Source organism: Micromonospora sp. NBC_00858 (assembly GCF_045207365.1).
Classification (GTDB): domain Bacteria; phylum Actinomycetota; class Actinomycetes; order Mycobacteriales; family Micromonosporaceae; genus Micromonospora.
Window position 1 is genome coordinate 1,670,859 of the sequence record NZ_CP108828.1, and the last position, 23,833, is coordinate 1,694,691.

19 protein-coding genes and 1 tRNA gene are annotated in these 23,833 nt (G+C 70.5%); 7 read left to right on the forward strand and 13 right to left on the reverse strand.

What is annotated here, in order from left to right; genetic code table 11:
- The first annotated feature begins 45 nt into the window (after positions 1-45).
- Positions 46-771, forward strand: a complete 726-nt coding sequence (locus tag OG990_RS07915) for a hypothetical protein (RefSeq protein ID WP_406079590.1) — start codon at positions 46-48, stop codon at positions 769-771.
- A gap of 13 nt (positions 772-784) precedes the next feature.
- On the opposite strand, the gene OG990_RS07920 is transcribed toward OG990_RS07915, so the two are convergent.
- Positions 785-1,750 carry a helix-turn-helix transcriptional regulator gene (locus OG990_RS07920; protein ID WP_406081692.1) on the reverse strand — a complete coding sequence of 322 codons (966 nt, stop codon included), beginning with the start codon at positions 1,748-1,750 and terminating at the stop codon, positions 785-787.
- Between the two features lie 73 nt (positions 1,751-1,823).
- Between OG990_RS07920 and OG990_RS07925 the strand changes: the two genes are divergently transcribed.
- On the forward strand, positions 1,824-2,966 hold the full coding sequence (locus tag OG990_RS07925; RefSeq protein WP_406081693.1) for an epoxide hydrolase family protein: 1,143 nt from the start codon (positions 1,824-1,826) through the stop codon (positions 2,964-2,966).
- A 255-nt stretch (positions 2,967-3,221) separates the two neighbouring features.
- Here OG990_RS07925 and OG990_RS07930 read toward each other — a convergent pair whose 3' ends face one another.
- The 4 genes from OG990_RS07930 to OG990_RS07945 form a co-directional block, all read right to left on the reverse strand.
- Positions 3,222-4,751 (reverse strand): TROVE domain-containing protein, encoded by a 1,530-nt coding sequence (locus tag OG990_RS07930; RefSeq protein ID WP_406079591.1) that lies wholly within the window; start codon positions 4,749-4,751, stop codon positions 3,222-3,224.
- Positions 4,752-5,303: 552 nt separating this feature from the next.
- Positions 5,304-5,366 (reverse strand) — tRNA-OTHER (locus OG990_RS07935).
- A gap of 67 nt (positions 5,367-5,433) precedes the next feature.
- Positions 5,434-6,702, reverse strand: a complete 1,269-nt coding sequence (locus OG990_RS07940) for an MFS transporter (protein WP_406079592.1) — start codon at positions 6,700-6,702, stop codon at positions 5,434-5,436.
- Between the two features lie 61 nt (positions 6,703-6,763).
- Entirely contained in the window at positions 6,764-7,630 is an 867-nt protein-coding gene (locus OG990_RS07945) for an aldo/keto reductase (RefSeq protein WP_406079593.1), read from the reverse strand.
- 369 nt (positions 7,631-7,999) lie between these two features.
- Here OG990_RS07945 and OG990_RS07950 point away from each other — a divergent pair, with 369 nt between their 5' ends.
- On the forward strand, positions 8,000-8,956 hold the full coding sequence (locus OG990_RS07950; RefSeq protein ID WP_406079594.1) for a LysR family transcriptional regulator: 957 nt from the start codon (positions 8,000-8,002) through the stop codon (positions 8,954-8,956).
- Here OG990_RS07950 and OG990_RS07955 read toward each other — a convergent pair.
- Genes OG990_RS07955 through OG990_RS07990 form a run of 8 tightly spaced genes read right to left on the reverse strand, consistent with a single transcriptional unit; the run spans position 8,881 to position 17,112 of the window.
- Positions 8,881-10,119: a vWA domain-containing protein gene (locus tag OG990_RS07955; RefSeq protein ID WP_406079595.1), complete on the reverse strand. Its 1,239-nt coding sequence runs from the start codon at positions 10,117-10,119 to the stop codon at positions 8,881-8,883. The two genes, OG990_RS07950 and OG990_RS07955, sit on opposite strands and share 76 nt — an antisense overlap.
- Complete coding sequence (locus tag OG990_RS07960; RefSeq protein ID WP_406079596.1) at positions 10,116-10,982, reverse strand: SRPBCC domain-containing protein; 867 nt, start codon at positions 10,980-10,982, stop codon at positions 10,116-10,118. The genes OG990_RS07955 and OG990_RS07960 overlap by 4 nt, the downstream gene beginning before the upstream one ends.
- Positions 10,979-11,848, reverse strand: coding sequence for an AAA family ATPase (locus OG990_RS07965; RefSeq protein ID WP_386982652.1), 870 nt, complete (start codon positions 11,846-11,848; stop codon positions 10,979-10,981). The genes OG990_RS07960 and OG990_RS07965 overlap by 4 nt, the downstream gene beginning before the upstream one ends.
- Entirely contained in the window at positions 11,845-12,420 is a 576-nt protein-coding gene (locus OG990_RS07970) for an NTP transferase domain-containing protein (RefSeq protein ID WP_406079597.1), read from the reverse strand. Before OG990_RS07970 ends, OG990_RS07965 begins: the two co-directional genes overlap by 4 nt.
- 3 nt (positions 12,421-12,423) lie before the next feature.
- Positions 12,424-13,290, reverse strand: a complete 867-nt coding sequence (locus tag OG990_RS07975) for an XdhC family protein (RefSeq protein ID WP_406079598.1) — start codon at positions 13,288-13,290, stop codon at positions 12,424-12,426.
- An 11-nt stretch (positions 13,291-13,301) separates the two neighbouring features.
- The gene (locus OG990_RS07980; RefSeq protein WP_406079600.1) at positions 13,302-15,692 is read right to left on the reverse strand and encodes an aerobic carbon-monoxide dehydrogenase large subunit; all 2,391 of its coding nucleotides are present in this window, start codon (positions 15,690-15,692) and stop codon (positions 13,302-13,304) included.
- A complete protein-coding gene (locus OG990_RS07985; RefSeq protein ID WP_355610400.1) occupies positions 15,689-16,237 on the reverse strand; it encodes a (2Fe-2S)-binding protein in 549 nt (182 codons plus the stop codon). The genes OG990_RS07980 and OG990_RS07985 overlap by 4 nt, the downstream gene beginning before the upstream one ends.
- Positions 16,238-16,239: 2 nt before the next feature.
- Entirely contained in the window at positions 16,240-17,112 is an 873-nt protein-coding gene (locus OG990_RS07990; RefSeq protein ID WP_386982644.1) for an FAD binding domain-containing protein, read from the reverse strand.
- A gap of 118 nt (positions 17,113-17,230) precedes the next feature.
- On the opposite strand from OG990_RS07990, the gene OG990_RS07995 reads away from it, so the two are divergent.
- The 4 genes from OG990_RS07995 to nrfD all read left to right on the forward strand — a co-directional run bounded on the left by OG990_RS07995 (position 17,231) and on the right by nrfD (position 23,833).
- Positions 17,231-18,304, forward strand: a complete 1,074-nt coding sequence (locus OG990_RS07995) for an XdhC family protein (RefSeq protein ID WP_406079602.1) — start codon at positions 17,231-17,233, stop codon at positions 18,302-18,304.
- A 139-nt stretch (positions 18,305-18,443) separates the two neighbouring features.
- On the forward strand, positions 18,444-21,719 hold the full coding sequence (fdh, locus tag OG990_RS08000; protein ID WP_406079603.1) for a formate dehydrogenase: 3,276 nt from the start codon (positions 18,444-18,446) through the stop codon (positions 21,717-21,719).
- Between the two features lie 3 nt (positions 21,720-21,722).
- Positions 21,723-22,766 carry a 4Fe-4S dicluster domain-containing protein gene (locus OG990_RS08005; protein ID WP_406079605.1) on the forward strand — a complete coding sequence of 348 codons (1,044 nt, stop codon included), beginning with the start codon at positions 21,723-21,725 and terminating at the stop codon, positions 22,764-22,766.
- On the forward strand, positions 22,763-23,833 hold the full coding sequence (gene nrfD, locus OG990_RS08010) for an NrfD/PsrC family molybdoenzyme membrane anchor subunit (protein ID WP_406079607.1): 1,071 nt from the start codon (positions 22,763-22,765) through the stop codon (positions 23,831-23,833). The genes OG990_RS08005 and nrfD overlap by 4 nt, the downstream gene beginning before the upstream one ends.

Genomic DNA, 23,833 nt, shown 5'->3' on the forward strand with positions numbered 1-23,833 from the left:
ATGATGAGCCACTAAACGTCGATACCGGCCGCCCGAGCGCGAAGGGTGGTTGCGCTGATCCTGCCGTTGCTCGGCACCGTCGCGCTGACCACCGCCTGCACCGTTGGTGAGGACCGGACCGATCCGGCCCCGTCGACCGCGCCACCGTCGACCGCGCCCGCAGCGACAGGCCAGGTGGGCCAACCGTCTCCGAGCGCGAGCACCCGGGCGACCATCCCGATGTCGGCCTTCGGTGAACTGCCACCCGAGCTGCGGAAGTCCCCGCGGCGGGCGACGCCCGTCGCGGACGCCCTGCCGACGCTGTGCGGCAATGAGTTCGGCACCGGAGGCCGACAGGTCACCGCGAGCGCCTCGATGACGCTCACCTACAGAAGGGCCGGGGAACCAGCCAGCAACGTGCCGCAAGGCATGATCCATCAGACCATCTTCACCTTTGACGGCGACGGCGCTTCGGCCTACATGCGACGACTCCTCGGTGCTGTTTCAGCGTGTCCCTCCTACGACCGGGGTGGAAACCCCGTCAAGGTCGAGAGCCGGGCCTTGCCCGGCGTCGGGGACGAGGCGTTGCTGCTGACCCGGAGGTGGGCCGAGGAGAGCCTGAACGGCGAACGCACCGGCCGCGACGCGTCCAGCCAGATCGCCGTGGCACGTGTCGACGGAGCAGTGACCGTGTTTCACGACCAGGGCTGGGAGGGCACCAGCGGCAACGCCGCCATCCTGGACCGGGTCGTGCGCGACGGCGTGCAGACCATCGACGTCTGGCAGCGGTAGCCCGGTCTTTGCGCTACGAGAGAGCCGGGGACTGGATGGCGCGGTGGTACCGGTCGGCAGTCTGCCGGAGATGTTCGGCAAGCTCCGGTGCATCCTCGATACGGAAGTCGACGTCGAGAGCACCGAGGAGAAAGACCATTCCGCGGACGTTCTCGGCGCCGAAATAGAAGCGACACCTGTGCTCATCGATGGGTTCGATTCGTCCGTAGGTTGCGGCGTCCCGAGCTGCGTCCGATGTGGCCGGGGTGTGTAGCTCGACGATGGCCTGGTATGGCCAGATCTGAGCAACTCCGCGCGCGACGTACGCCGCTGCGTCGCCGCCCGGAATTTCGCGGGGCGTGAAGCGTGGCCCGGTGGAGGCCGCAGGTCGCATCCGATCCACCCGGAAGGTGCGCCAGTCGTGGCGCTGGAGATCCCAGGCGACCAGGTACCAGCGCGGGCCCCAGGTGACGAGTTGGTGTGGCTCGGTGATCCGGGCGCTGGCGGTGCCGCCGTGGCCGGAGTAGTCGAACCGCAGAACCTGCCGGTCACGGCACGCCGTGCCGATGGCGGTGAGGACCTCGGTGTCCACCGTTGGCCGCGAGCCGGGAGGGCGGACCATGGACAGTTGCAGGGCGTTGACCTGGTGCTGTAGCCGCGAGGGTAGGACTTGTTCGAGTTTCACGAGGGCACGTAGTGCCGTCTCGCCGATGTCAGACACGCTGCTGGACGCCGCGGTGCGCAGCGCGATGGCGATGGCGACCGCCTCACCGTCATCGAGGAGAAGCGGGGGAAGTTGGGCGCCGGCACCGAGCCGGTAACCGCCAGCGATGCCCTTGCTCGCGTGCACCGGGTAGTCGAGATCGCGCAGCTTGTCGACGTCGCGGCGGACGGTGCGGGTAGTCACTCCGAGCCGGTCGGCGAGGTCCTGGCCGGACCAGTCACGGCGGGTCTGCAGCAGTGTCAGCAGTCGGAGCAGTCGGGCGGAGGTCTCCTTCACCATTTCAGTCTGCCACGACTATAGGACCGAAGCTGTCCGCTAGTGTTGTTAGCGTTTCCGCATGAGCAGAACGATCACTCCATACCGGATCAACGTCCCCCAGTCCGACCTTGATGACCTGCGTGCCCGGCTGTCGGCCGTGCGCTGGCCGAGCGAACTGCCCGGCGTCGGCTGGAGCCGTGGCGTTCCGCTGGACTACCTGAAGGAGTTGGCCGCCTACTGGCGTACCTCCTATGACTGGCGCAAGCACGAGGCCAAGCTGAACGAGATCCCGCAGTTCACCACCGAGATCGACGGGGAAAACGTCCACTTCCTGCATGTTCGCTCGCCCGAACCGGACGCGATGCCGCTGATCCTCACCCATGGCTGGCCGGGCTCGGTCGTGGAGTTCCTGAAAGTCGTCGGTCCGCTGACCGACCCGGCCGCGCACGGCGGCGACCCCGCAGACGCCTTCCACCTCGTCATTCCCTCGATGCCCGGGTTCGGGTTCTCCGGGCCGACCCGGCAGACCGGCTGGAACACCGGGCGAGTAGCTGGGGCCTGGGCCGAGTTGATGAGCACGCTGGGCTACGAGCGCTACGGCGCCCAAGGCGGCGACCTGGGCGCGCTGGTCGCCCCGGAACTGGGCCGGGCCACCGATCGGGTCGTCGGCGTGCACGTCAACGCGGCCACGTTCGGGTTCATCCCGTTCGGGACGGTGTCCGACGAGGAACGGGCCACCCTCACCGACGCGGAGCAGGCCCGGCTGGGACGACTCAAGAACTTCACCGACGACGAGAGCGGCTACTTCAAGATCCAGGCCACTCGGCCGCAGACCCTGGCGTACGGCCTGCACGACTCGCCGGTCGGGCAGCTCGCCTGGATTGTCGAGAAGTTCAAGGAGTGGACCTACCCCGCGACCGACCTGCCCGAGACGGCCGTCGACCGGGACCTGATGCTCACCAACGTGATGCTCTACTGGCTAACGGGCACCGCAGGTTCAGCCGCCCACCTGTACTACGAGAACATGCACTCCAGCACCTGGCACACCAGACCCGCCACCACGCCGACCGGTGTGGCCGTGTTCGCCCAGGACATCGCGATCCGCCGGTACGCCGAGCCCGGCAACAACATCACCCACTGGTCGGAGTTCGACCGTGGTGGCCACTTCGCCGCCATGGAAGCCCCCGACCTCCTGACCGCGGACGTGCGCACGTTCTTCCGCTCGTTCCGTTAGCCGGTGGGCCCGCCACTGACAGCTTGCTCGGCCGTGCTGGCAGCGTTGGTCACCGGTGCCTACTCTCGCAGCCATGGGAGCAATCAAGCCGTGGCACCTGTTCCTCCTCACCCTCTGCTGTCTCCTTCCAACCGCGGCGGCAATCGTCGGTGGAGTCTGGGCAGCGCGTCGACGCGGCACCCGTCGCTGAACGCTCGATGAGGTGAGCGAGAGGCTGATCCGTGCGGCGGGGCACGTCCAGCCCCGCCGCGCGGATCAGAAGGGCCACAGGTCGCGGGATCCGGCCTCGATGAGTGGGATCATCGCGAACGCGGCGTCGGACAGGCCGCCGAAGGTGTGCCGGTTGCCAACGGTTGGCGTGTGCCCGACCCGGTACCCGGCCAGATTCCAGGTGTACACCGGCACCTCAGCGGGCACCGCTGCGGCGACGTCGGTGGCCCCGTGCCAGTGGGCCTGCTCATCGGTGAGGATGACCACCCGGTCGTGCCGGTCGTAGTGCTGCCGTACCGCCTTCTCGGTGTCGGTTCCCATGCCGTAGAAGTAGCCGCCGTCCTTGAACCGGCGCACCGCCGCCAGTACCGACTCACCCACCACCGCCGGGAACACCCGGCTGGCATGGGAGAACGACACCACCGTTGCCGCCTGTGCCCGGGCGGCCAGCGCGAGGCCGAACACCGTGGCGGCGTCCCAGCAGCGCAGTGTGCCGTCCTTGCTGAACGAGCTCTGCATCGAACCGGAGGTGTCGATGAGGACCAGGGTCCGTCCGTCCAGGGCGGGCACGTTCACCAGGGCGTGCTGCAACGCCTTCTCCAGCGGGTACGCCCACCGCAGGCTCGGTGTCGCGTTGTACGCCGACAGGAAGCGCATCGGCAGCACGCGCGAGGCGGAGACCTCCCCCGGGTCGGAGAGCTTGGCCGCCACCGTGTCCGCGACGGCGTCGCTGACTCCGGCCTGGTCGAAGTTGCGCAGGTTACGCAGCAGCGCCAGATAGCCCATGTTCGGGATGATCGACTCCCACGCCGCGGCGTCCATCGCGCTCTGTCGCCAGCCGGCCAGAGCCTCCCACGTCATACCGGCCGCGCCCAGCTCGGCCGGATCGGTGACCTCCCTGCGCTGCGCGACCGGCAACGCCATGAGCGCGTCCCGCGCCGCCAGCATCCGAAGTGACGCCGGCAGCGGGTTGTCCCGCTGGTGCCGCCGATCCAGCGCGTGCCGGAACAGGTCACCCTGCCGCTCGTCCTTCGCGGTGGGGTGGGTCAGGTCGATGACGTCACCGAACCGCACCGGGCTGCCGACGGAGTCGTACTTGAGCAGGCTCCGCTCGGTGTACAGCCGGACCGCCGCGTCGGCGATGCCCCGCTTCACCGGCTTGGGCAACGCCCGGCCGTGGCGACCCAGCCAGTACGCCAGAGCCTCGCCCGGCTCGTCCGCACGCTGCAACGCGGCGTCCACGACCGCCCGCGACCCCGGCATCTCCGCGGCGACCTGGGCGCGGGCACCTTCCAGTGCCGCCACCACGGACGCCGAGCGCATCATCGCGCCGGAGCGCAGCCACGGCACGAAACGGGCGAACCAGCCGGGATCGGTGACGGCGACGGCGGCGACCAGGTCCCGGAAGCGGGCATCCCGGTCGGTGGCGCCCTCGTAGAAGGTGTCCTCTCCGACCATGTTCGACACACCGAGCAGGAACAGCTCGATGCGCGGCTCACGGGTGAAGCCTGGCGCGCCCTCGGCGGTCACCGGCCGGTGTCGGCTCTTGCGCAGCTTGATGTTGAACTTGGCCATGACGTCCCCCACGTCAGTCGGCCGGGAAGGCGCCACCGCACCACACACCCGAGATCAGAATCGGCCACGGACTAGTCCGCCGTTCTGTCCGTTGAACCATCCACCCGAAGGTGTCGGGGGACTCGAACCCCCATCTGCGGAACCCTGAAGTAACCGTTGCCTGCGCACCGGGTGTGTGGTCTGGTCGCGCTTCCCGAGATCGAGGTCGGCGACGGATGGTCCTTCACCGGGTCCGAACCCCTCCAGATGTAACCGTCACCTGCGCACCGGGAAGTGCGGTCACGACCGTAGCGGTGGCGCCGACGCCCGGGCAACGGAGTTTGCGATCTTGTGAGCGGTAGCGAGTGGTCACGCCGCACACCCGAGATCAAAAGTGGACACGGTTTTCGCGGGTTCGAACCGCGGGGCCCTTGCAGGGCCTGCACCATAGAAGTAGCCGTGTCCGTCGCACCGGGCGTGCGGCGTGAGCGCGCCTCCCGAGATCGAAGCGGCGACGGCGACCGGCCCTTGCGGGCCAAGGTGACCTGGGCCGCTGGTCGACGCCACCCGAAGTGGCGGTGGGATTCGAACCCACGTCTCCCCGTTGAGAGCGGAAGTAGCCGTTACCTGCGCACCGGGAGGTGCCCCACGACGGTAGGCCCGCACCCCCGAGCCAGCAAGCCGATTCCGTAGGTCCACGACCCTAGACGGCCGCCGCCGGGTCCGGACGTGTTCGCTCGCCCCACCGGACGACCGTCGGGGCGGCCAGCCCGACCGCGACGAAGATTCCGCCCATCAGCAACCAGCCGGGGGCGCCCCAGGCGACGCAGAGCAGGCCCAGGATGGAGGGGGCGGCGACGTTCGCCAGGCCCGTGCCGAGCACGGAGACTCCGGTGTACTGCCCCTGGGCGTGCGGAGGCGCGAGTCGGAACTGCAACTCGAGCGAGCCCGCCGCGTGCCACAGCTCGCCGACGGTGTGCACGGCGACTCCGAGCGTCATCACCGTGACCGCGAGCCATCCGGGCATCGTCGACGTGGCGGCGATCAGGGCCATCCCGACCAGGAACGCCAACCCGGAACGGCGCATGGCTCGACCTGCCGCTGGACTGGTGTCGATTCCCCGGCTCGCTATGACCTGGAGCGCCGCCACGAGGGCGGTATTTACCAGCACGGCCACCCCGATGAACCAGCGTGGCGCGTCGGTCTGCAAGATGATCCACAACGGCAGCGCGAAGACCAGTACCTGGCCCTGAATTCCCATGATGGCGTCGAGCACGGTGACTGCCATGTAGGGCTTGTCCTTCAGTGCGATCCAGCGCCCGGTCAGGTGGGGCACCGGGATCGGTGGCAGTGAGGGCAGCCGGGTGATGATGGCGGCGCATGCCACGAAACTGATGGCGTTGCCGACGACCAGGGCCAGGTAAGCCGCACGGGTGTCCAGTTGCACCGCGGCGCCGGCGGCGAGAGCACCGCAGCATCCGGCGAGGTTGGCGACCGAACGAAGATAAGCCCGGTACTGGGCCAGGTTTGCGCCGCCGAAGCCACGCACGAGCGGGCCGCGGGACGCCCCGCCGGCTGAGTGGGCGAGCTGGGTCAGACAGATCACGACGACGAACAGCCAGAACGTGTGGACGAAGGCGAGTGCGGCCATGGTGACGGCTCGGATGATCAGAGTCAGCAGATAGATCTCGCGCGGGCCCCGCCGATCGGCCAGGTGCCCGATCGGGATCCCGGCGAGCAGCCCGACGAGGGCCGCGATGCCCATGCCCAGGGCGACCTGCGCGAGGGGGAGCCCGACCGAGCGGGTGAAGAAGAGCACGGCGCTGGCCATGAAGATGCCACTTCCGAGCATGTTGACGAAGGTCGCGAAGGCCAGGACGCGGCGAGGGCCGTGAGCGGGGATGAGTCCTCGGGCAACGAGCCATGATCTGTTCGGCGGCGGGATGGGAATGGACGTCGTCTCTGTCGGCAAATGACGGGCCTCTCGTCGACCATCGTGGGCTCGTTGCAGGGCTGCACCCTCCCGGGCGCCGTTACTCGAGGGTGGCCAACTCGTCCGGCGACAGGCTCAGCGCACCGGCGGCCAGGTTCTCGACCAGGTGATCGGGGTTGCCGGTGCCGGGGATGGCCAGCAGGTGCGGCCCGCGGCTGAGGGTCCACGCGATCCGCACCTGTGCCGGCGTCGCGCCGTGCGTGCGTGCGATGGCCTCCACCGCCGCATTGGCGGCCACGCCGCCGGCCTCACGTTTGTCGCCGGCGATGGCGAAGAACGGCACGAACGCGACACCCTGTTCGCCGCAGGCGCGCACGAACTGGTCGTGGATGCGGCGGGTGTCGACGCCGTACGGGTTTTGCACGCAGACCACCGGGGCGATCGCCTGCGCCTGCGCGAGGTGCTGCGGGCGAATGTTCGCCAGGCCGAGATGCCGGATGAGTCCGGCGTCACGCAGGTCGGCCAGCGCGCCGAAGTGCTCCGCGACGGAGTCCAGCCCGTGCTGGCGCAGGTTCACGACATCGAGATGGTCGCGGCCGAGCTGGCGCAGGTTCTCCTCGACCTGCCCGCGCAGCTGGTCCGGCCGGGCCAGCGGCAGCCATTCCCCCGAGGGGTCGCGGCCCGGCCCGACCTTCGTGGTGATGACCAGGTCATCGGCGTACGGCGACAGTGCCGTGTTGATCAACTCGTTCGCCGACCGGAGCGGAGTGAAGTAGAACGCCGCTGTGTCGATGTGGTTCACGCCGAGCTCGATCGCCCGGCGCAGCACGCCGATGACCCGAGCGCGGTCGCTCGCCGCGCCGCCGTTGCCCGTCAGGCGCATCGCGCCGAATCCGATCCGGTTGACGGTCAGGTCTCCGAGGGAATAGGTGCCGGCGGATCTCGCAGTGATCATGTTGGTGGGCATTGGACGAACCTAGCCACCATTGCTGACCTGGGCAGTCGGTCGTCTGCCCGATACCGGTCGCGCAAGATCACTGTTAGCTTATTCATGGTGGGAAGCAGTCCGACCGGCCAGTGAGGCGACCGCCCGCAGCGACCGGCCATCCACCTTCGACCCCACGATTTACCAGCGTCGGCACACCGTCGAATGCGGTGTCAACAGGCTCAAAAAGCGCGTTCCCGTCGCCGTGGACCAGGCCTGAGACGCTGTGAAGCGCCGCCACTGGTTCGGGTGAACCGATGCTGGCGGAGGGGCAGCTCAGCGGGAGATGATCGTGGTTCGTCTCGATGGAGAGCCGAACCACGCGATCGGGCGGGGAGGTGGGTGACGCCGATGACCCCGACGCAGCTGCGCGCGTATGTCGCCGTGGTCCGGCTGGGGTCCGTCAAGCAGGCCGCCGCGGAGCTTCAGGTCTCCGAGTCGGCCGTGTCACTTCACGTCGCACAGCTACGCAAGGAGTTCGGGGACAAGCTGTTCACCAAGACGGCGGCGGGGCTCGCGTTCACCCCCGGCGGGCTCCGGCTGGCCAGCCGCGCGGCGGAGCTGCTGGGCCTACAGGACCGCACGATGCTTGAGGTGAGCGGCGCGAAGCGCGGCCGGCGGCTGCTGCGGGTGGCCGCGTCCAGCCTGTTCGCCGAGTTCGCCGCGCCGGGGCTGATCGAGCTGTTCGCGAAGCGGGCCGCCGACCTCGATGTCGAGTTGAGCGTGGGCGACCCGGGCGCGTTCAAGTCGCTGCTGCTGACCCGCGCCGCGGACATCGCGATCGGGCCGCAGCCGCCGGTCGTCGATCAGGCGATCGCCTGCCGGCCGATGATGAACTACCGGCTCGTGCTCGTCGCCGGCCCGGACCATCCGCTCGCCGGCGTGCCCGCGTCCCCTGGGCAGTTGCGGGAGCAGACCTGGCTGCTCGGGCCGTCGGCGGCCACCGACCTGGGTGCGGTCCCGGCGATGCTGCGTCGGCTGGCGGTGCCCGACGACCGGCAGCAGATCTTCCAGAGCCACGCGGCGGCGCTGGGCGAGGCAAAGCGGGGCCGGGGCGTCTCACCGGCGCTCGCGTTCACCGTCGCGCCGGACCTCCGCGAGGGTCAACTCAAGCAGGTGGTGGGGCCGCACGCGACTGTTGAGGCGGTGTGGCACTCGCAGGTGCTCGCCAACCCAGGGCCGCTGTCGGCTGCCAACGAGCTGTGGCGGTTCTCGTCGACCCCGCGGGCGATTCAGGCGATGATGCGCGGCGCGGGCGTCAACGTCGGCCACTTCAAGCCGTCGGTGCACGTGACGCTCTGGAGCTGACGGGCGGCGACCAGCAGGTCCTGGAACGTGCCGGCCGGCAGCAGCCGGTCGCAGTAGGGGAGCGCGGCGGCCATGCCCGCCGCCCGAGGAGCGAAGCCGGGGGCGCCGGCACGTGGATTCAACCAGACGATCCGGTACGCGCGGCGGCGCAGCCGGGCCATCACGGCGGCCAACTCGTCGGGCGGGTCGCTGTCCCAGCCATCCGAGCCGATCACCACCACGGCCCCGCGTAAGACGTCGGCGTGATGGGAGGTGAGCAGGGCGCGCAGGTTCGTGGCGATCCGGGTACCGCCGTACCGGTCGGTCACGGCGGCGCTGGCCTGCGCGACGGCCTCGGCGGCCGAGGTGTGTCGCAGCACCACCGTGAGCCGGGTCAGTCTCGTGGCGAACGCGAACACCTCCGCGTCGGCGACCACCGCGAACGCCCGCATCAGGTGCAGATACGCGGTCGCCTGCGCCCGCATCGACTCGCTGACGTCGCAGAGCAGCACGACCCGGCGGGGGCGCCGCACCGGCCGCTCGCGGACGATCTCGACGGGTTCCCATCCGGTGCGCCGAGCACGGGCGATGGTCGGCCGCAGTGCGATTCGCGGTCCGGCCGAGCCGACGGAGTGCCGCCTGGTGCGCCGGGTCGGCCAGTCGGCGACGGCCGCGCGCAGAGCGTCGCCGAGCATCGTGACCTGCGCGGCGTCGAGTTCGTCGAACGGCCGGTCGGCGAGCCCGGCGAGGGCGCTGGGACGCCGCTCGGGCAGCCGCAGCGCGCTGTCGGCTTCCGTCGCCTCGGCGACGGCCGGCGGCAGAGTGGCCCACGGCAGTCCGCCGCCGGGCCCGGTGTCGTCCGTGTCGGCGGGCACCGGCACGTACACGTCGTCGTGACCCTCCGCCGGGGGCGCGGACCGCGAGGGTGGCAGCAGGGGTGGCGGGTCCGCGAAGACCGCCGCGAAGACCCGGTCGAATGCGGCGAGATCGGAGTGCCGCCGGACCAGGCTGATCCGGGCGGTCCAGTACAGCGTGGACATCGAGTCGGGCGGGCTGGCGGCGAGCGCCCGGACGAAGTCGTCGACGTCGGTGAGCCCGGCCGGGACGCCGGCGTGCCGCAGTCGGCCGGCGAGGGCCACGGCGAACGCGGCCCGGTCGATCCCGCGCAGCAGGACCGCGCTCACCGACGCGCGACCAGCCAGGCGATCACCGCGCCGACCGCGACGAGACCCACGATCACCGGTACGAGCCGCTTGGTGATCGAACCCCCGGCGATGCTGAGCAGGTCGAGCGCCTCCGGCTCGGAGGCCGGCGTGGTCCGCGTGCCGGCGGTCGCCGACTCGACGGCCGGCGCGGCCCGGCTGGTGGCGGCCGACCGGTCGGCGGCTGAGGGCTCGGCGACCGACGGCCGGGCGGGGGAAGGCGCTGCGGGGGAGGAGTTGGCGGCCGACGGCGCTACCGGCGACGGCTCGACTGGTGCGGGCGTTACGGCAGCGGTGCCGGGCGTGGTCGCGACCGCCGCGGCGGACGCCGACGCGACGGGCTCGGAGTCGGACCGGGCGGCGGGCACCGGCGCGGTGCCCCCGGCGACCGGCGTCGCCTGCTCCGCCGCCAGCTTGGCCTCCAGGTTGGCGACGAACTGGGCCAGCAGCTTGCCCGACACCTCCTTGATCATGCCGCTGCCGAACTGGGCCAGCTTTCCCGAGATCTTCAGGTCGGCGTCCACGCTGACCAGCGTCCGGTCGCCGTCCGGCCGCAACCGGGCGGTGACCAGCGCCGAGGCGTTCCCGGTCGACCGGGCGTCGCGGCCCTTCGCGTCGATCACCCCGTGGTACGCCGCGTCGTCCTTCTCGACGAACTGTGCCGTGCCCGCGAACTCCGAGATGACCGGCCCGACCTTGACCTTCACCCTGCCCCGGTAGACGTCGCCGTCGACGCCGGTCAGTTGGGCACCCGGCAGGCACGGCGCGATCCCCTCAAGGTCGGTGAGCACCGCCCAGGCCCGCTCGATCGGGACGGTGACCGCGAACTCGTTGGTGATCTTCATGGCTGACTCTCCTGGTAGGCGCCGAGCGCGGCGGCGACCACGGCGCGGTCGTCGGGGGTCTTGGCGATGGTGCCGAGGGTCCGGGGGACGTCGTCGGCGGCCAGGTCTGCGGCGCCCAGCACGGAGAGCGCGGCCACCCAGTCGATGGTCTCCGCCATCCCGGGTGACTTCTCCAACTCCAGGCCGCGTACGCCGCCGATGAACTGGACCGCCGTCTGGACCAGCGGCTCGGTCGCGCCCGGCACGGCCCGGCGGACGATCTCCACGGCCCGGGCCGGCTCGGGAAAGTCGATCCAGTGGTACAGGCAGCGGCGACGCAGCGCGTCATGCAGCTCCCGGCTGCGGTTGGAGGTGAGCACCACGATGGGCGGTGTGCGTGCGGCGAACGTGCCGAGCTCGGGGATCGTGATGCCGGCCTCGCCGAGGAACTCGAACAGCAGCGCCTCGAACTCGTCGTCGGCGCGGTCGATCTCGTCGATCAGCAGGACCGGCGGTACCGGCCCCTGATGGCGTACGGCCCGCAGGATCGGCCGTTCCTGGAGGAACTCGGCGCTGAACAGGTCCGCGTCGGTGAGCCTGGCGTGCTGCGCCTCGGCGAGCCGGATCGCCAGCAGTTGCCGCTGGTAGTTCCACTCGTAGAGCGCCTCACCGGCGGTCAGCCCCTCGTAGCACTGCAGCCGGATCAGCGGCGTCTCCAACGCTCGGGCCAGTGCCTTGGCGGCGGCGGTCTTGCCGACACCCGGCTCGCCCTCCAGCAGCAGTGGCCGGCCGAGCCGCAGCGCCAGGAACAGGGCCATCGCCATGCCGTCGTCGACCAGGTAGTCGACGGCGTCGAGGCGGTGCCGGACGCTCAGCGCGTCCTTCATGCCTCGCCCGCCAGCAGTCGCTCGTAGTCCGCGCAGGTGTCCACGTCGATCGGCACCGGCCCGTCGGCGGGCACCTCGGTCACCGGGTAGCGGCCGGAATGCAGCAGCTTCCAGACGGCCTTGTCGCCGTGCAGGTCGTACAGCTCGGGAAGGACCTCGCGGCCGAAGCGGAACGGATGGCCCAGCCCGTCGGCGTACCGGCACACGGCCAGCGGAGTGGCCGCCGTGGCGACCCGCCGGACGTCGGCGGCGCGTACCCCGGGCTGGTCACCGAGCAGCAGCACGAGCGCGTCGGCGCGCGGGTCCACCGCCCGCGCCGCGCTGCTGACCGATGAGCCGCAGCCGGTGCTGAACGCCGAGTTCTCGACGACCTGACACCCGGTCAGGTCCACCTGGGCGCGGATCCCGCCCGCCGCGCCGCCCAGGGTCACGAGCAGTTGGTCGAAGCCGCACGAGCGGGCCAGCTCCAGGGTCGCGTCGAGCAGCGTGCGCCCCCGGTACGGGAGCAGTTGCTTCGCCTCGCCGAGACGCACCGACGCCCCTGCGGCGAGCACCAGGCCGGTCAGGAACACGGGCTACGCCGCTGTGTAACTCGCGAGGCAGCCGGCGCAGCAGAACCAGAAGTCCTGCCCGTCGACCCGCGCGTGCGGTGTCTCCGACCCGACCAGCACAGTCATCCCGCACACCGGGTCGACGGCCTGCTGCGGCCGGGCCGCCGGCGCACCCGAGGACGGAGCCAGCCCGTCCACCCGGATCGCCCGGACCACCTCACTCATGATGGACAGGGCGATCTCCTGCGGCGTACACGCCCCGATGTCCAGTCCGGCCGGTGAGTGGACGCGGGCCCGTTCGGCGTCGGTCAACTCCAACTCGTCGAGCACGACCGCGCCGCGTCTGCCGCTGGCGACCAGCGCGACGAACCCCACGCCGGCGTCCAGTGCGGCCCGGATCGCCTCCTGCTCGCCCCGGCCGAGCCCAGCCACCACGACCGCCGTGCAGCCGGCGTCCTCATCGGAGGTGACGACGTCGAAGTCGAGGAACGCGGCGAGGGTCGCCACCGCGGCGCTGATCGGAGTGTCGCCGACCACCCGCAGTGCCGGCGGCGGCAGCATCGGCCGGAGGAAGACCTCGATCGCGCCGCCGGAGTGGCACGGGTTGACCACCACCCGCGCCCCCGGCGCCTCGGGGAACGGGGGAGTGCCGTCCGGCATCACCCGCAGCAGCAGCGCGGTGCCGTCGCGCAGGGTGTCGAGCGCAGCCGCCCGCACCGAACTTTCGGCGCACACCCCGCCGACGAAGCCCTCGATCGAGCCGTCCGACCGGATCACGGCGGCGTCGCCCGGCCGCGCCGACGTGGGGTCCTGGGTGCGGACCACGGTGGCGTGCACGAACGGCTCCCGGGAGACGGTCAGCTCCCGGGCGCGCTCCGCGATGGTGGTCATGGTCGCCTCCCTCAGATCGGCGGACGGGCCTGGCCGCGCATCGCGTCCCAGACCCGCGACGGCGTCAGCGGCATGTCGGCGTGCCGTACGCCGAAGGGCTTCAGGGCGTCCACGACGGCGTTGACGATGGCCGGCGGCGAACCCACCGTGGCGGACTCGCCCACACCCTTCGCGCCGATCGGGTGGTGCGGCGACGGGGTGACGGTGAAGCCGGTCTCCCAGTCGGGCACCTCCAGCGACGTCGGGATCAGGTAGTCCATCAGCGACGCGCCGAGGCAGTTGCCGTCCTCGTCGAACGCGATCATCTCCATCAGCGCCATGCCGACCCCGTCGGTCAACCCGCCGTGCACCTGCCCCTCGATGATCATCGGGTTGATCCGGGTGCCGCAGTCGTCGACCGCGATGAACCGCCGCACCGTCACCTGCGCGGTGCCCGGGTCGATGTCCACCACGCAGATGTACGCGCCGTGCGGGTACGTCAGGTTGGACGGGTTGTAGCAGATCTGCGCCTCGAGCCCACCCTCGATGCCCTCGGGCAGGTCACCCGCGCCGTGCGCGCGCAGGGCGATGTCCTGGATCGTGACGGACGTGCCCGGGTCGCCCTTGACGTGGAACGCGCCCTTGTCCCACTCCAGGTCGGCCACCGAGACCTCGAGCATGCCCGAGGCGATGATCCGGGCCTTGTCCCGGACCTTGCGGGCCACCAGGGCCGCCGCCGCACCCGACACGGGCGTCGAACGGCTGCCGTACGTGCCGAGGCCGAACGGGGTGTTGTCCGTGTCGCCGTGCAGCACCTCGATGTCGGCCGGCGGGATCCCGATCTCCTCGGCGACGATCTGCGCGAACGTCGTCTCGTGCCCCTGGCCCTGGGACTGCACGCTGAGCCGTACCACGGCCTTGCCGGTCGGGTGGACGCGCAGCTCGCAGCCGTCCGCCATGCCCAGCCCGAGAATGTCCATGTCCTTGCGAGGGCCGGCGCCGACCGCCTCGGTGAAGAACGCGATGCCGATGCCCATCAGCTCGCCCCGGGCCCGCTTCTCCGCCTGCTCGCGGCGCAACTCGTCGTAGCCGGCCATCTCCATCGCCAGCCGCATCGTCGGCTCGTAGTTGCCCGAGTCGTACACCCAGCCGGTCTTCGTCGTGTACGGGAACTGCTCCGGCTGGATGAAGTTCTTCAGCCGCAGCTCGGCCGGGTCCATGCCCAGCTCGTCGGCGAGGCAGTCGACGATCCGCTCGACCAGGTAGACGGCCTCGGTGATCCGGAACGAGCAGGCGTACGCCACGCCGCCGGGCGCCTTGTTGGTGTAGACCGCCGTCATCTTGCAGTAGGCGGCTTCGATGTCGTAGCTGCCGGTGAAGACCCCGAAGAAGCCGGCCGGGTACTTCACCGGCGCGGCGGTGCCGTTGAAGGCGCCGTGGTCGGCCAGCACGTTGGTGCGGATGCCGAGGATCCGGCCGTCGCGGGTCGCCGCGATCTCACCGCGCATGATGTAGTCGCGGGCGAAGCCGGTGCTGATCAGGTTCTCCGACCGGTCCTCCATCCACTTCACCGGCTTGCCGGTGACGATCGAGGCGACGATCGCGCAGACGTACCCGGGGTAGATCGGCACCTTGTTGCCGAACCCGCCGCCGATGTCCGGCGAGATCACCTGGATCTTGTGCTCGGGGATGCCCGCCACGATGGCGTAGAGGGTGCGGTGCGCGTGCGGCGCCTGGGTGGTCGACCAGAGCCGCAGCTTGCCGTCGACGGCATCGAAGTCGGCGACCGCCCCACACGTCTCCATCGGCGCCGGATGCACCCGGGGATAGACGAGATCCTGCGTCACCACGACGTCCGCGCGCGCGAACACCGCCTCCGTGGCCGCCTCGTCGCCGGTCTCCCAGTCGAAGCAGTGGTTGTTCGTTTTGTCCGCGAGGTCGTCGCGGATCAGCGGGGCACCCGGCTCCAGCGCGCGACGGGCGTCGATCACCGGGTCGAGGATGTCGTACTCGACGTCGATCAGCTCCAGCGCGTCGCGCGCCGCGTACCGGTCCTCGGCGACGACGAACGCGACCTCCTGGCCCTGGAAGCGCACCTTGTCGGTGGCGAGCACGGCCTGTACGTCGTTGGACAGGGTCGGCATCCAGGCTAGGCCCTGCTGCGCCAGCATCGCCCCGATCACCACCGCCTTGACCCCGGGTGACGCCTCGGCGGCGCTCGTGTCGATGCTGATGATCCGGGCGTGCGCCACCGGCGACCGGAGGATCGCGAGGTGCAGCATGCCGGGCAGTTGAACGTCGTCGACGTACCGGCCGCGACCGCGGATGAACCGCGGATCCTCCTTGCGCAGCATCCGGCCGTACCCGACGGGCTTCTGGTCGTTGTCGTGGAAGGTGTCCACGCGCTCGTGCACGGTGGTCATGCGACGGCCTCCGCGGGCTGGCCGGCGTCGGCGATCTCGCCGGCTTCGGTCGATTCGGTGGTCTCGGTGACCCGGGCCGCGGCCTCCGCCTCGGCCACGGCGGCCCACCGGACCGAGCGGACGATCGTGGCGTAACCCGTGCACCGGCAGATCTGACCCGAGATCGCCTCGCGGATCTCCGTCTCGCTCGGGTCCGGGTTCCGGTCGAGCAGCGCCCGCGCGGTCATCATCATCCCCGGCGTGCAGAAGCCGCACTGCAGGCCGTGGCACTGCATGAAGCCCTGCTGGATCGGGTCGAGCTCGGCGCCCTTGGCGAGACCTTCGACGGTGCGCACCTGGTGGCCGCCGGCCATCGCGGCGAGCACCGTGCACGACTTCACCGGCTCGCCGTCCAGCCAGACCACGCAGGTGCCGCAGTTGCTGGTGTCGCAGCCCCAGTGCGTGCCGGTCAGGCCCAGCACGTCCCGCAGGAAGTGCACCAGCAGCAGCCGGGCCTCGATCTCGCGGGTGACCTCGACGTCGTTGACGGTCATCGTGACCTGCATGCTCAGCTCCTCGCCCGTTCGACGGCCCGGCGCAGGGTCCGCCTGGTCAGCTCGGCGGCCAGATGCCGCTTGTAGTCGGCGCTGCCGCGCTGGTCAGTCGCCGGGTCGCAGCTACCCGCAGCGATCGCCCCGGCCTGCTCGAACAGACTCTCCGAGGGCTCCTGGCCGCGCAGCGTCGCGGAGATCTCCGGGATGCCCGTCGTGTTCGGGCCGACTGCCGCGAGCCCGACCCGGGCGTCCACGATCGCGCCGTCGTCGAGCCACACCGCCGCGCCGGCCGACACCACGGCCCAGTCGCCGGCCCGGCGCTCGACCTTCTCGTATGCGCTGCCGCAGCCCGGCCGCACCGGCAGCCGGATCTCGACCAGGATTTCGCCGTCGGCGACGGCCGTCTCGTACGGCCCGACGTGGAACTCCTCCATGGACACGACGCGCTCCGCACCGCCCGGACCACGGATCACGCACCGCGCGTCCAGCGTCGTGCAGACCGCCGAGAGGTCCTCGGACGGGTCGGCCTGGCAGAGCGAGCCGCCCAGCGTGCCCCGGTTGCGTACCACCGGGTCGGCGATCACCCGCTCGGCGTCGGCGAAGATGGGGAACGCCGCGGCCAGTTCGGTGGAGTCGAGCAGCTCCCGATGCCGGGTGAGCGCGCCGATCCGTACCTCGTCCGGGCCTGTCTCGATGTAGCCGAGTTCGGCGTGCAGATCGTTGATGTCGATCAGGTAGTCGAAGTTGGCCAGCCGCAGCTTCATCATCGGCAGCAGGCTGTGCCCGCCGGCGATCAGGCGTGCTGTGCCGCCCAGCCGCTCCAACAGGCTGATTGCATGGTCCACACTGGTGGCTCGCTCGTACTCGAACGGTGCCGGCACCTGCATGTCGCACCTCCGCAGTCCGGGAAAATCTCATCCCGGCGCGGGCCAAAGTCAACGGCGACCTAAGCAACTGCTTAGGTCGCCGTTGACGGTGCCGCCGAGGCTCACGGATCGTGCGGCCATGCGGGACATCGTCGACGGGTTGACGGGCTGGCGCACGGCCGGCGTCGCGTTCGCCGTCGCGACCGTCGTCCGCACCTGGCAGTCGGCGCCCCGGCAGGCCGGCGCGGCGATGGCCGTCTCCGCCCACGGCGAGGTCCTGGGCAGCATCTCCGGAGGCTGCGTCGAGGGGGCCGTCTACGACCTCTGCCTGACCTCCGTCGAGACCGGCGAGGCCCGCACCCAGACCTTCGGTGTCAGCGACGACGACGCGTTCGACGTGGGCCTGACCTGCGGCGGCACCATCCAGATCCTGGTCCAGCCGGACGTCGCCCTGACCGAGCCCGACGAGGTGCTCGCCGCGATCCGCGACGGCCGGCCGGTCGCCACGGCTTCGGTGGAGAACGCGCAACTGGTGATCTGGCCCGACCGGGTCGCGGGCAACCTCGGCGCGGGCGACCTGGACGACGCGGTGGCCCAGCAGGCGGCCGGCATGCTCGCCCTCGGCGCCACCGGCACGGTGCACCTGGGTCGGCAGGGGGAGGAGCGACTCGACGACGTGTCCGTGTTCGTGCAGTCGTACGTGCCCCCACCCCGCATGATCATCTTTGGGGCGATCGACTTCGCCGCCGCGATGGCCCGGATCGGCCGGTTCCTCGGCTACCACGTCACGGTCTGCGACGCCCGCCCGGTGTTCACCACCCGTACGCGCTTCCCGGACGCCGACGACCTCGTCGTCCAATGGCCGCACAGGTACCTGGAGTCGACGTCCGTCGACGACCGTACGGTGCTCTGCGTCCTGACCCACGACCCGAAGTTCGACGTACCGCTGCTTGAGGTCGCCCTGCACACCCCGGCTCGCTACATCGGCGCGATGGGCAGCCGGCGTACGCACGTGGACCGGCTGCGACGGCTGCGCGAGGCCGGGGTGAGCGAGGCCGCGCTGGCCCGGCTCTCCTCGCCCATCGGGCTGGACCTGGGCGCGCGAACGCCGGAGGAGACGGCCGTGGCGATCGCCGCCGAGATCGTCGCCCAGGCCTGGGGCGGCTCGGGTCGCCCCCTGACCGATCTGGAAACCCCGATCCACCATTCCTGATCGACCGCGCGCGATCGGCACGGTGGTCGCCGCACCCTGGCTTACGAGCGGTTGCTGCGGGATCCGCTGCGGGCCGGACGGCTACTCATCTATTGTCAGTCTGTTCATGTTTTATCGCTTTCGTCGGAAAGGTGCAGCGATGGGGGTGCGCCGCTGGGTCGAAAGCTGGCCGCTCTACCGTCAGCTCACCGGCACGGACCCGCTCGGTCGAGGTGCCGCGGCCAAGTCCGCCGGCTCCCTGTCGCTCACCGCCCGCACCGACACGGCCGACTCGGTGGCCAAGTCCGTCTGCCCCTACTGTGCCGTCGGTTGCGGCCAGCGGGTGTTCGTCAAGGACGGGCAGGTCAGTCAGATCGAGGGCGATCCGGACAGTCCGATCTCGCGGGGTCGGCTCTGTCCGAAGGGCGCGGCCAGCAAGAGCCTGGTGACCAGCCCGTTGCGGCAGACGACGGTCCGCTACCGCCGGCCGTACGGCACGGAGTGGGAGGACCTCGATCTCGACACTGCGATGAACATGATCGCCGACCGGGTGTTGGCGGCCCGAGAGGAGACCTGGGAGGACGTCGACGCGCAGGGTCGGCAGCTGAACCGGACGTTGGGTATTTCCAGTCTGGGCGGGGCGACGCTGGACAACGAGGAGAACTACCTCATCAAGAAGTTGTTCACCGCGATGGGTGCGCTCCAGATCGAGAACCAGGCCCGTATTTGACACTCCTCCACCGTTCCCGGTCTGGGGACCAGCTTCGGTCGTGGCGGTGCGACGGATTTCCAGCAGGACATCGCCAACGCTGACGTGATCGTCATCCAGGGTTCGAACATGGCTGAGGCGCACCCGGTGGGCTTTCAGTGGGTGATGGAGGCCAAGCGGCGCGGCGCGAAGGTGTTCCATGTCGATCCGCGGTTCACCCGGACCAGCGCGGTCGCCGACAGCTACCTGCCGATCCGGGCGGGCACCGACATCGCCCTGCTGGGTGGGGTGGTGCGCTACATCCTGGACAACGAACTCGACTTCCGCGAGTACGTGGTCGCCTACACCAACGCCGCGACGATCGTGACCGACGAGTTCCGCGACACCGAGGATCTGCACGGGCTCTTCTCCGGTTTCAAGGAGGAGAACGCCAGCTACGACCAGTCCAGCTGGCGGTACGAGGGGCAGAGGCAGAACGTCCCGACCCGCGACACCGAGACACAGCGGGAGACCGCGGCCGGGCTGGAGCACGAGTCGCACGGCGCACCGGTCAACGGCCAGACCCTGCGGGACGAGACGTTGCAGCATCCGCGGTGCGTCTACCAGATCCTCAAGCGGCACTATGCCCGGTACACCCCGGAGATGGTGGAACGGGTCTGCGGCATTCCGCAGGAGAAGTTCCTGGAACTGGCGCAGGCCTGGACGGCGAATTCCGGCCGGGAACGTACCGGGATGCTGATCTACTCGGTGGGTTGGACGCAGCACAGCGTGGGCGTGCAGTACATCCGCACCGGCGCGATCATCCAACTGTTGCTCGGCAATATCGGCCGCCCGGGCGGTGGGGTCATGGCCCTGCGCGGGCACGCCAGCATCCAGGGCTCCACCGACATCCCGACGCTTTTCAACCTGCTGCCCGGCTACCTTCCGATGCCGCACCACGCCGACCACCCGAGCCTTGACGAGTGGGTCGACAGCATCCGCCACCCCGGCCAGAAAGGCTTCTGGGGTGACGCCCGTGCCTACGGGGTGAACCTGCTCAAGGCGTACTGGGGCGACGCGGCGACGGCCGAGAACGACTACTGCTACGGCTACATGCCCCGGATGACCGGCGACCATGGCACCTACCAACAGGTGCTCAACATGATCGACGGCAAGATCAAGGGGTACTTCCTGCTCGGGCAGAACCCGGCCGTCGGCTCGGCGCACGGCCGCGCCCAGCGCCTCGGCATGGCCAACCTCGACTGGTTGGTGGTCCGTGACCTGTTCATGATCGAAAGTGCCACGTTCTGGCAGCATGCGCCGGAGATCGAGACCGGTGAGATCGTGCCCGAGGAGTGCCGTACCGAGGTGTTCTTCCTGCCCGCCGCCTCGCACGTGGAGAAGGAGGGCACCTTCACCCAGACCCAACGGCTGCTGCAGTGGCGCGAGAAGGCCGTCGAACCCCCGGGCGACGCCCGCTCCGAGCTGTGGTTCTTCTACCACCTCGGCCGCATCATCCGGGAACGACTGGCACAGTCGACGCAGCCCCGCGACCGGGCGCTGCTCGACCTGAACTGGCACTACCCGACGCACGGGCCGAATGCCGAACCGAGCGCCGAATCGGTGCTGTACGAGATCAACGGCTACGAGGTGGCCAGTGGTCGACCGCTGTCGACGTTCACCGAGATGAAGGACGATGGTTCCACCGCCGGTGGCTGCTGGATCTACACCGGCGTCTACGCCGACGGCGTCAACCAGGCCGCCCGCCGCAAGCCCGGCGCGGAGCAGGACTGGGTCGCCGCGGAGTGGGGTTGGGCCTGGCCGGCGAACCGGCGGATCCTCTACAACCGCGCCTCCGCCGACCCGGACGGCAAACCCTGGAGTGAGCGCAAGAAGTACGTCTGGTGGGACCCGCAGAAGGCCGAGTGGACCGGCTACGACGTGCCGGACTTCGAGAAGACCAAACCACCGTCCTACCGGCCGCCCCCGGACTCCTCAGGCGTGGCCGGGATCGCCGGTGACGACCCGTTCGTCCTCCAGGGCGACGGCAAGGGCTGGCTGTACGCGCCCACCGGCGTGCTCGACGGGCCGATGCCCACCCATTACGAGCCGGTCGAGTCACCGGTGCGCAACCCGCTCTACCGCCAGCAGGCCAACCCGACCCGCAAGGTCTACACGCACCCGATCAACACGCTCAACCCGAGCCCCCCGGAGCCGTACAGCGAGGTGTTCCCGTACATCTTCACGGTCAGCCGGCTCACCGAACACCACACCGCCGGCGCGATGAGCCGCACGGTCGGCCCGCTGGCCGAGCTGCAACCGGAGATGTTCGTCGAGGTGTCGCCGGAACTGGCGGTCGAACGAGGGCTCAACCACCTGGGCTGGGCCCACCTGGTCAGCGCCCGCGCGGCCATCGAGGCACGGGTGCTGGTGACCGATCGGCTCACCCCGCTGCGGGTGGACGGCCGGATCATCCATCAGGTCTGGTTGCCGTACCACTTCGGCTTCGAGGGCCTGGTGACCGGCGACTCGGCCAACGACCTGTTCGGCATCAGCCTCGACCCGAACGTCCTGATCCAGGAGAGCAAGGTCGGGACCTGTGACGTTCGGCCCGGTCGACGCCCGAGAGGCCAGGGCCTGCTGGACTTTCTCGTCGACTACCGGCGGCGGTCGGGGGATCTCAGCCCGCACTATCCACCGCAGGTCACGACCGACGCCGCCGACAGCGGCCGCGACCCGGAGGTCTGACCGATGCCCCACGCCAACAGCCTGTACGGACCGCTCGACCCAGCGCCCGACGCCGGCTACGAGGACGCCCCGCCGCGGATGGGGTTCTTCACCGACACCAGCGTCTGCATCGGCTGCAAGGCCTGCGAGGTCGCCTGCAAGGAGTGGAACAACGTCCCCGGCTCCGGCCTGGACCTGCTCGGCATGTCCTACGACAACACCGGGGCGCTGACCGCGAACGCGTGGCGGCACGTCGCGTTCGTCGAACAGTCCCGCCCGCTCGGTTGGGCGACCCCGGCGTTCGAAGACAACCCGGACGGACCGCCGGTCAGCCCGGAAACGGCGGCGGTCGCCGCGCACACCAGCACCGACACCGGGACGGATCCGGGCCTGCCGTCCGGCTCGCCGCCGGCGGCGGCCCGGATGGCCGCCGGGCCGGAGTTCCTCGGGATGCCGGGTACGCAGCCGCCGGGTCGGGGCACCGGCGCGGAGGGGCGCAGCGATTTCCGCTGGTTGATGATGTCGGACGTGTGTAAGCACTGCACGCACGCGGCCTGCCTGGATGTCTGTCCAACGGGTTCGTTGTTCCGGACGGAGTTCGGGACGGTGGTGGTGCAGGAGGACATCTGTAACGGCTGTGGTTACTGCATCTCGGCGTGCCCCTACGGTGTGATTGATCAGCGTAAGGATGATGGTCGGGCGTGGAAGTGCACGTTGTGCTACGACCGGCTGGGTGCGGGGATGACTCCGGCGTGTGCGCAGGCGTGTCCGACGGAGTCGATCCAGTACGGGGCGTTGGATGAGTTGCGGGAGCGGGCTGCCGCGCGGGTCGAGACGTTGCACGAGCGGGGGGTGTCCGAGGCGCGGTTGTACGGGCATGATCCGAACGATGGTGTTGGTGGTGACGGGGCGTTTTTCCTGTTGCTGGATGAGCCCGAGGTGTATGGGCTGCCGCCGGATCCGGTGGTGACCACCCGGGACCTGCCGGCCATGTGGAAGCGCGCCGGCCTGGCGGCGATGACGATGGCGGTCGCCATGGCGGTCGCGTTCCTGGGCAGGCGGCCATGACCGACGCGACACCATCGAACGAGCCGGTCGGCGCCCGGTTCCGCGAGTTCCAGGCCGGCCTCGACCGGCCCGACGGGAAGCGCCAGCCCGGCAGGCGGCGCGGCGACGGCGAGCAGCTCACGGTGCCGCCGGCCGACTTCACCTCCTACTACGGCCGGCCGGTCCTCAAACCGCCGGTGTGGAAGCACGACATCGCCGGCTACCTGTTCACCGGCGGCCTCGCCGCCGGGAGTGCGCTGATCGGAGCGGGCGCCCAACTGACCGGGCGGCCCGGGCTGCGCAAGGTGGGCCGGTGGACTGCCCTCGGCGGCGTCGCCGCCAGCACGTACCTGCTGGTCCACGACCTTGGGCGCCCGGACCGGTTCCACCACATGCTCCGGGTGGCCAAGCTGACCTCACCGATGTCGGTCGGCACCTGGATCCTCGCCGCGTTCGGGCCGTTGGCCGGTGTGGCCGCAGTCGCCGAACTCGCGCCGCTGCTCCCGCAGCACGGTGTGTTCGGCCTCGCCCGCCGGATCGCACCGCCCGTCGGCAACGTCGCCGGTCTGGCCGCCGCGGCCACCGCGCCGGCGCTGGCCACGTACACCGGGGTGCTGCTCGCCGACACCGCCGTACCGTCCTGGCACGACGCCTACCCGTCGCTGCCGTTCGTCTTCGCCGGCAGCGCGCTCGCCGCCGCGTCCGGGGTCGCACTGATCGCGGCACCGGCCGGGGAGACCGCCCCCGTGCGACGACTCGCCCTGGCCGCCGCAGCCATCGAGCTGGGCGGCGGGCGTCAGCTGGAGCGGCAGGGACTGACCGGCGAGCCCTACGCGCACGGACGCAGCGGCCGGACGGTCAAGGCGGGACGCGCTCTGCTCGCCGTGGGCACCGCGGCTGCGCTGCTCAGCCGACGCAACCGGCTCCTGTCGGCGATCTCCGGCGCGGCCCTCGTGGCATCGTCCGTCGCCACCCGGTTCGGCGTCTTCGAGGCGGGACGGGCGTCGGCACGCGATCCGAAGTACACGGTCGTGCCACAACGGGAGCGGCTCGATCAGAACGGCTCGGCTGCGCTCCACCAGCCCTGA

Coding starts and splice junctions, on each gene's coding strand:
- OG990_RS07930 (WP_406079591.1), bottom strand. CDS start 4,751: ATGGCCAAGTTCAACATCAAGCTGCGCAAGAGCCGACACCGGCCGGTG.
- nrfD (WP_406079607.1), top strand. CDS start 22,763: ATGACCGACGCGACACCATCGAACGAGCCGGTCGGCGCCCGGTTCCGC.
- OG990_RS07995 (WP_406079602.1), top strand. CDS start 17,231: ATGCGGGACATCGTCGACGGGTTGACGGGCTGGCGCACGGCCGGCGTC.
- OG990_RS07945 (WP_406079593.1), bottom strand. CDS start 7,630: ATGCCCACCAACATGATCACTGCGAGATCCGCCGGCACCTATTCCCTC.
- OG990_RS07975 (WP_406079598.1), bottom strand. CDS start 13,290: ATGACCACCATCGCGGAGCGCGCCCGGGAGCTGACCGTCTCCCGGGAG.
- OG990_RS08005 (WP_406079605.1), top strand. CDS start 21,723: ATGCCCCACGCCAACAGCCTGTACGGACCGCTCGACCCAGCGCCCGAC.
- OG990_RS07980 (WP_406079600.1), bottom strand. CDS start 15,692: ATGACCACCGTGCACGAGCGCGTGGACACCTTCCACGACAACGACCAG.
- OG990_RS07960 (WP_406079596.1), bottom strand. CDS start 10,982: ATGAAGATCACCAACGAGTTCGCGGTCACCGTCCCGATCGAGCGGGCC.
- OG990_RS07965 (WP_386982652.1), bottom strand. CDS start 11,848: ATGAAGGACGCGCTGAGCGTCCGGCACCGCCTCGACGCCGTCGACTAC.
- OG990_RS07985 (WP_355610400.1), bottom strand. CDS start 16,237: ATGCAGGTCACGATGACCGTCAACGACGTCGAGGTCACCCGCGAGATC.
- OG990_RS07990 (WP_386982644.1), bottom strand. CDS start 17,112: ATGCAGGTGCCGGCACCGTTCGAGTACGAGCGAGCCACCAGTGTGGAC.
- OG990_RS07950 (WP_406079594.1), top strand. CDS start 8,000: ATGACCCCGACGCAGCTGCGCGCGTATGTCGCCGTGGTCCGGCTGGGG.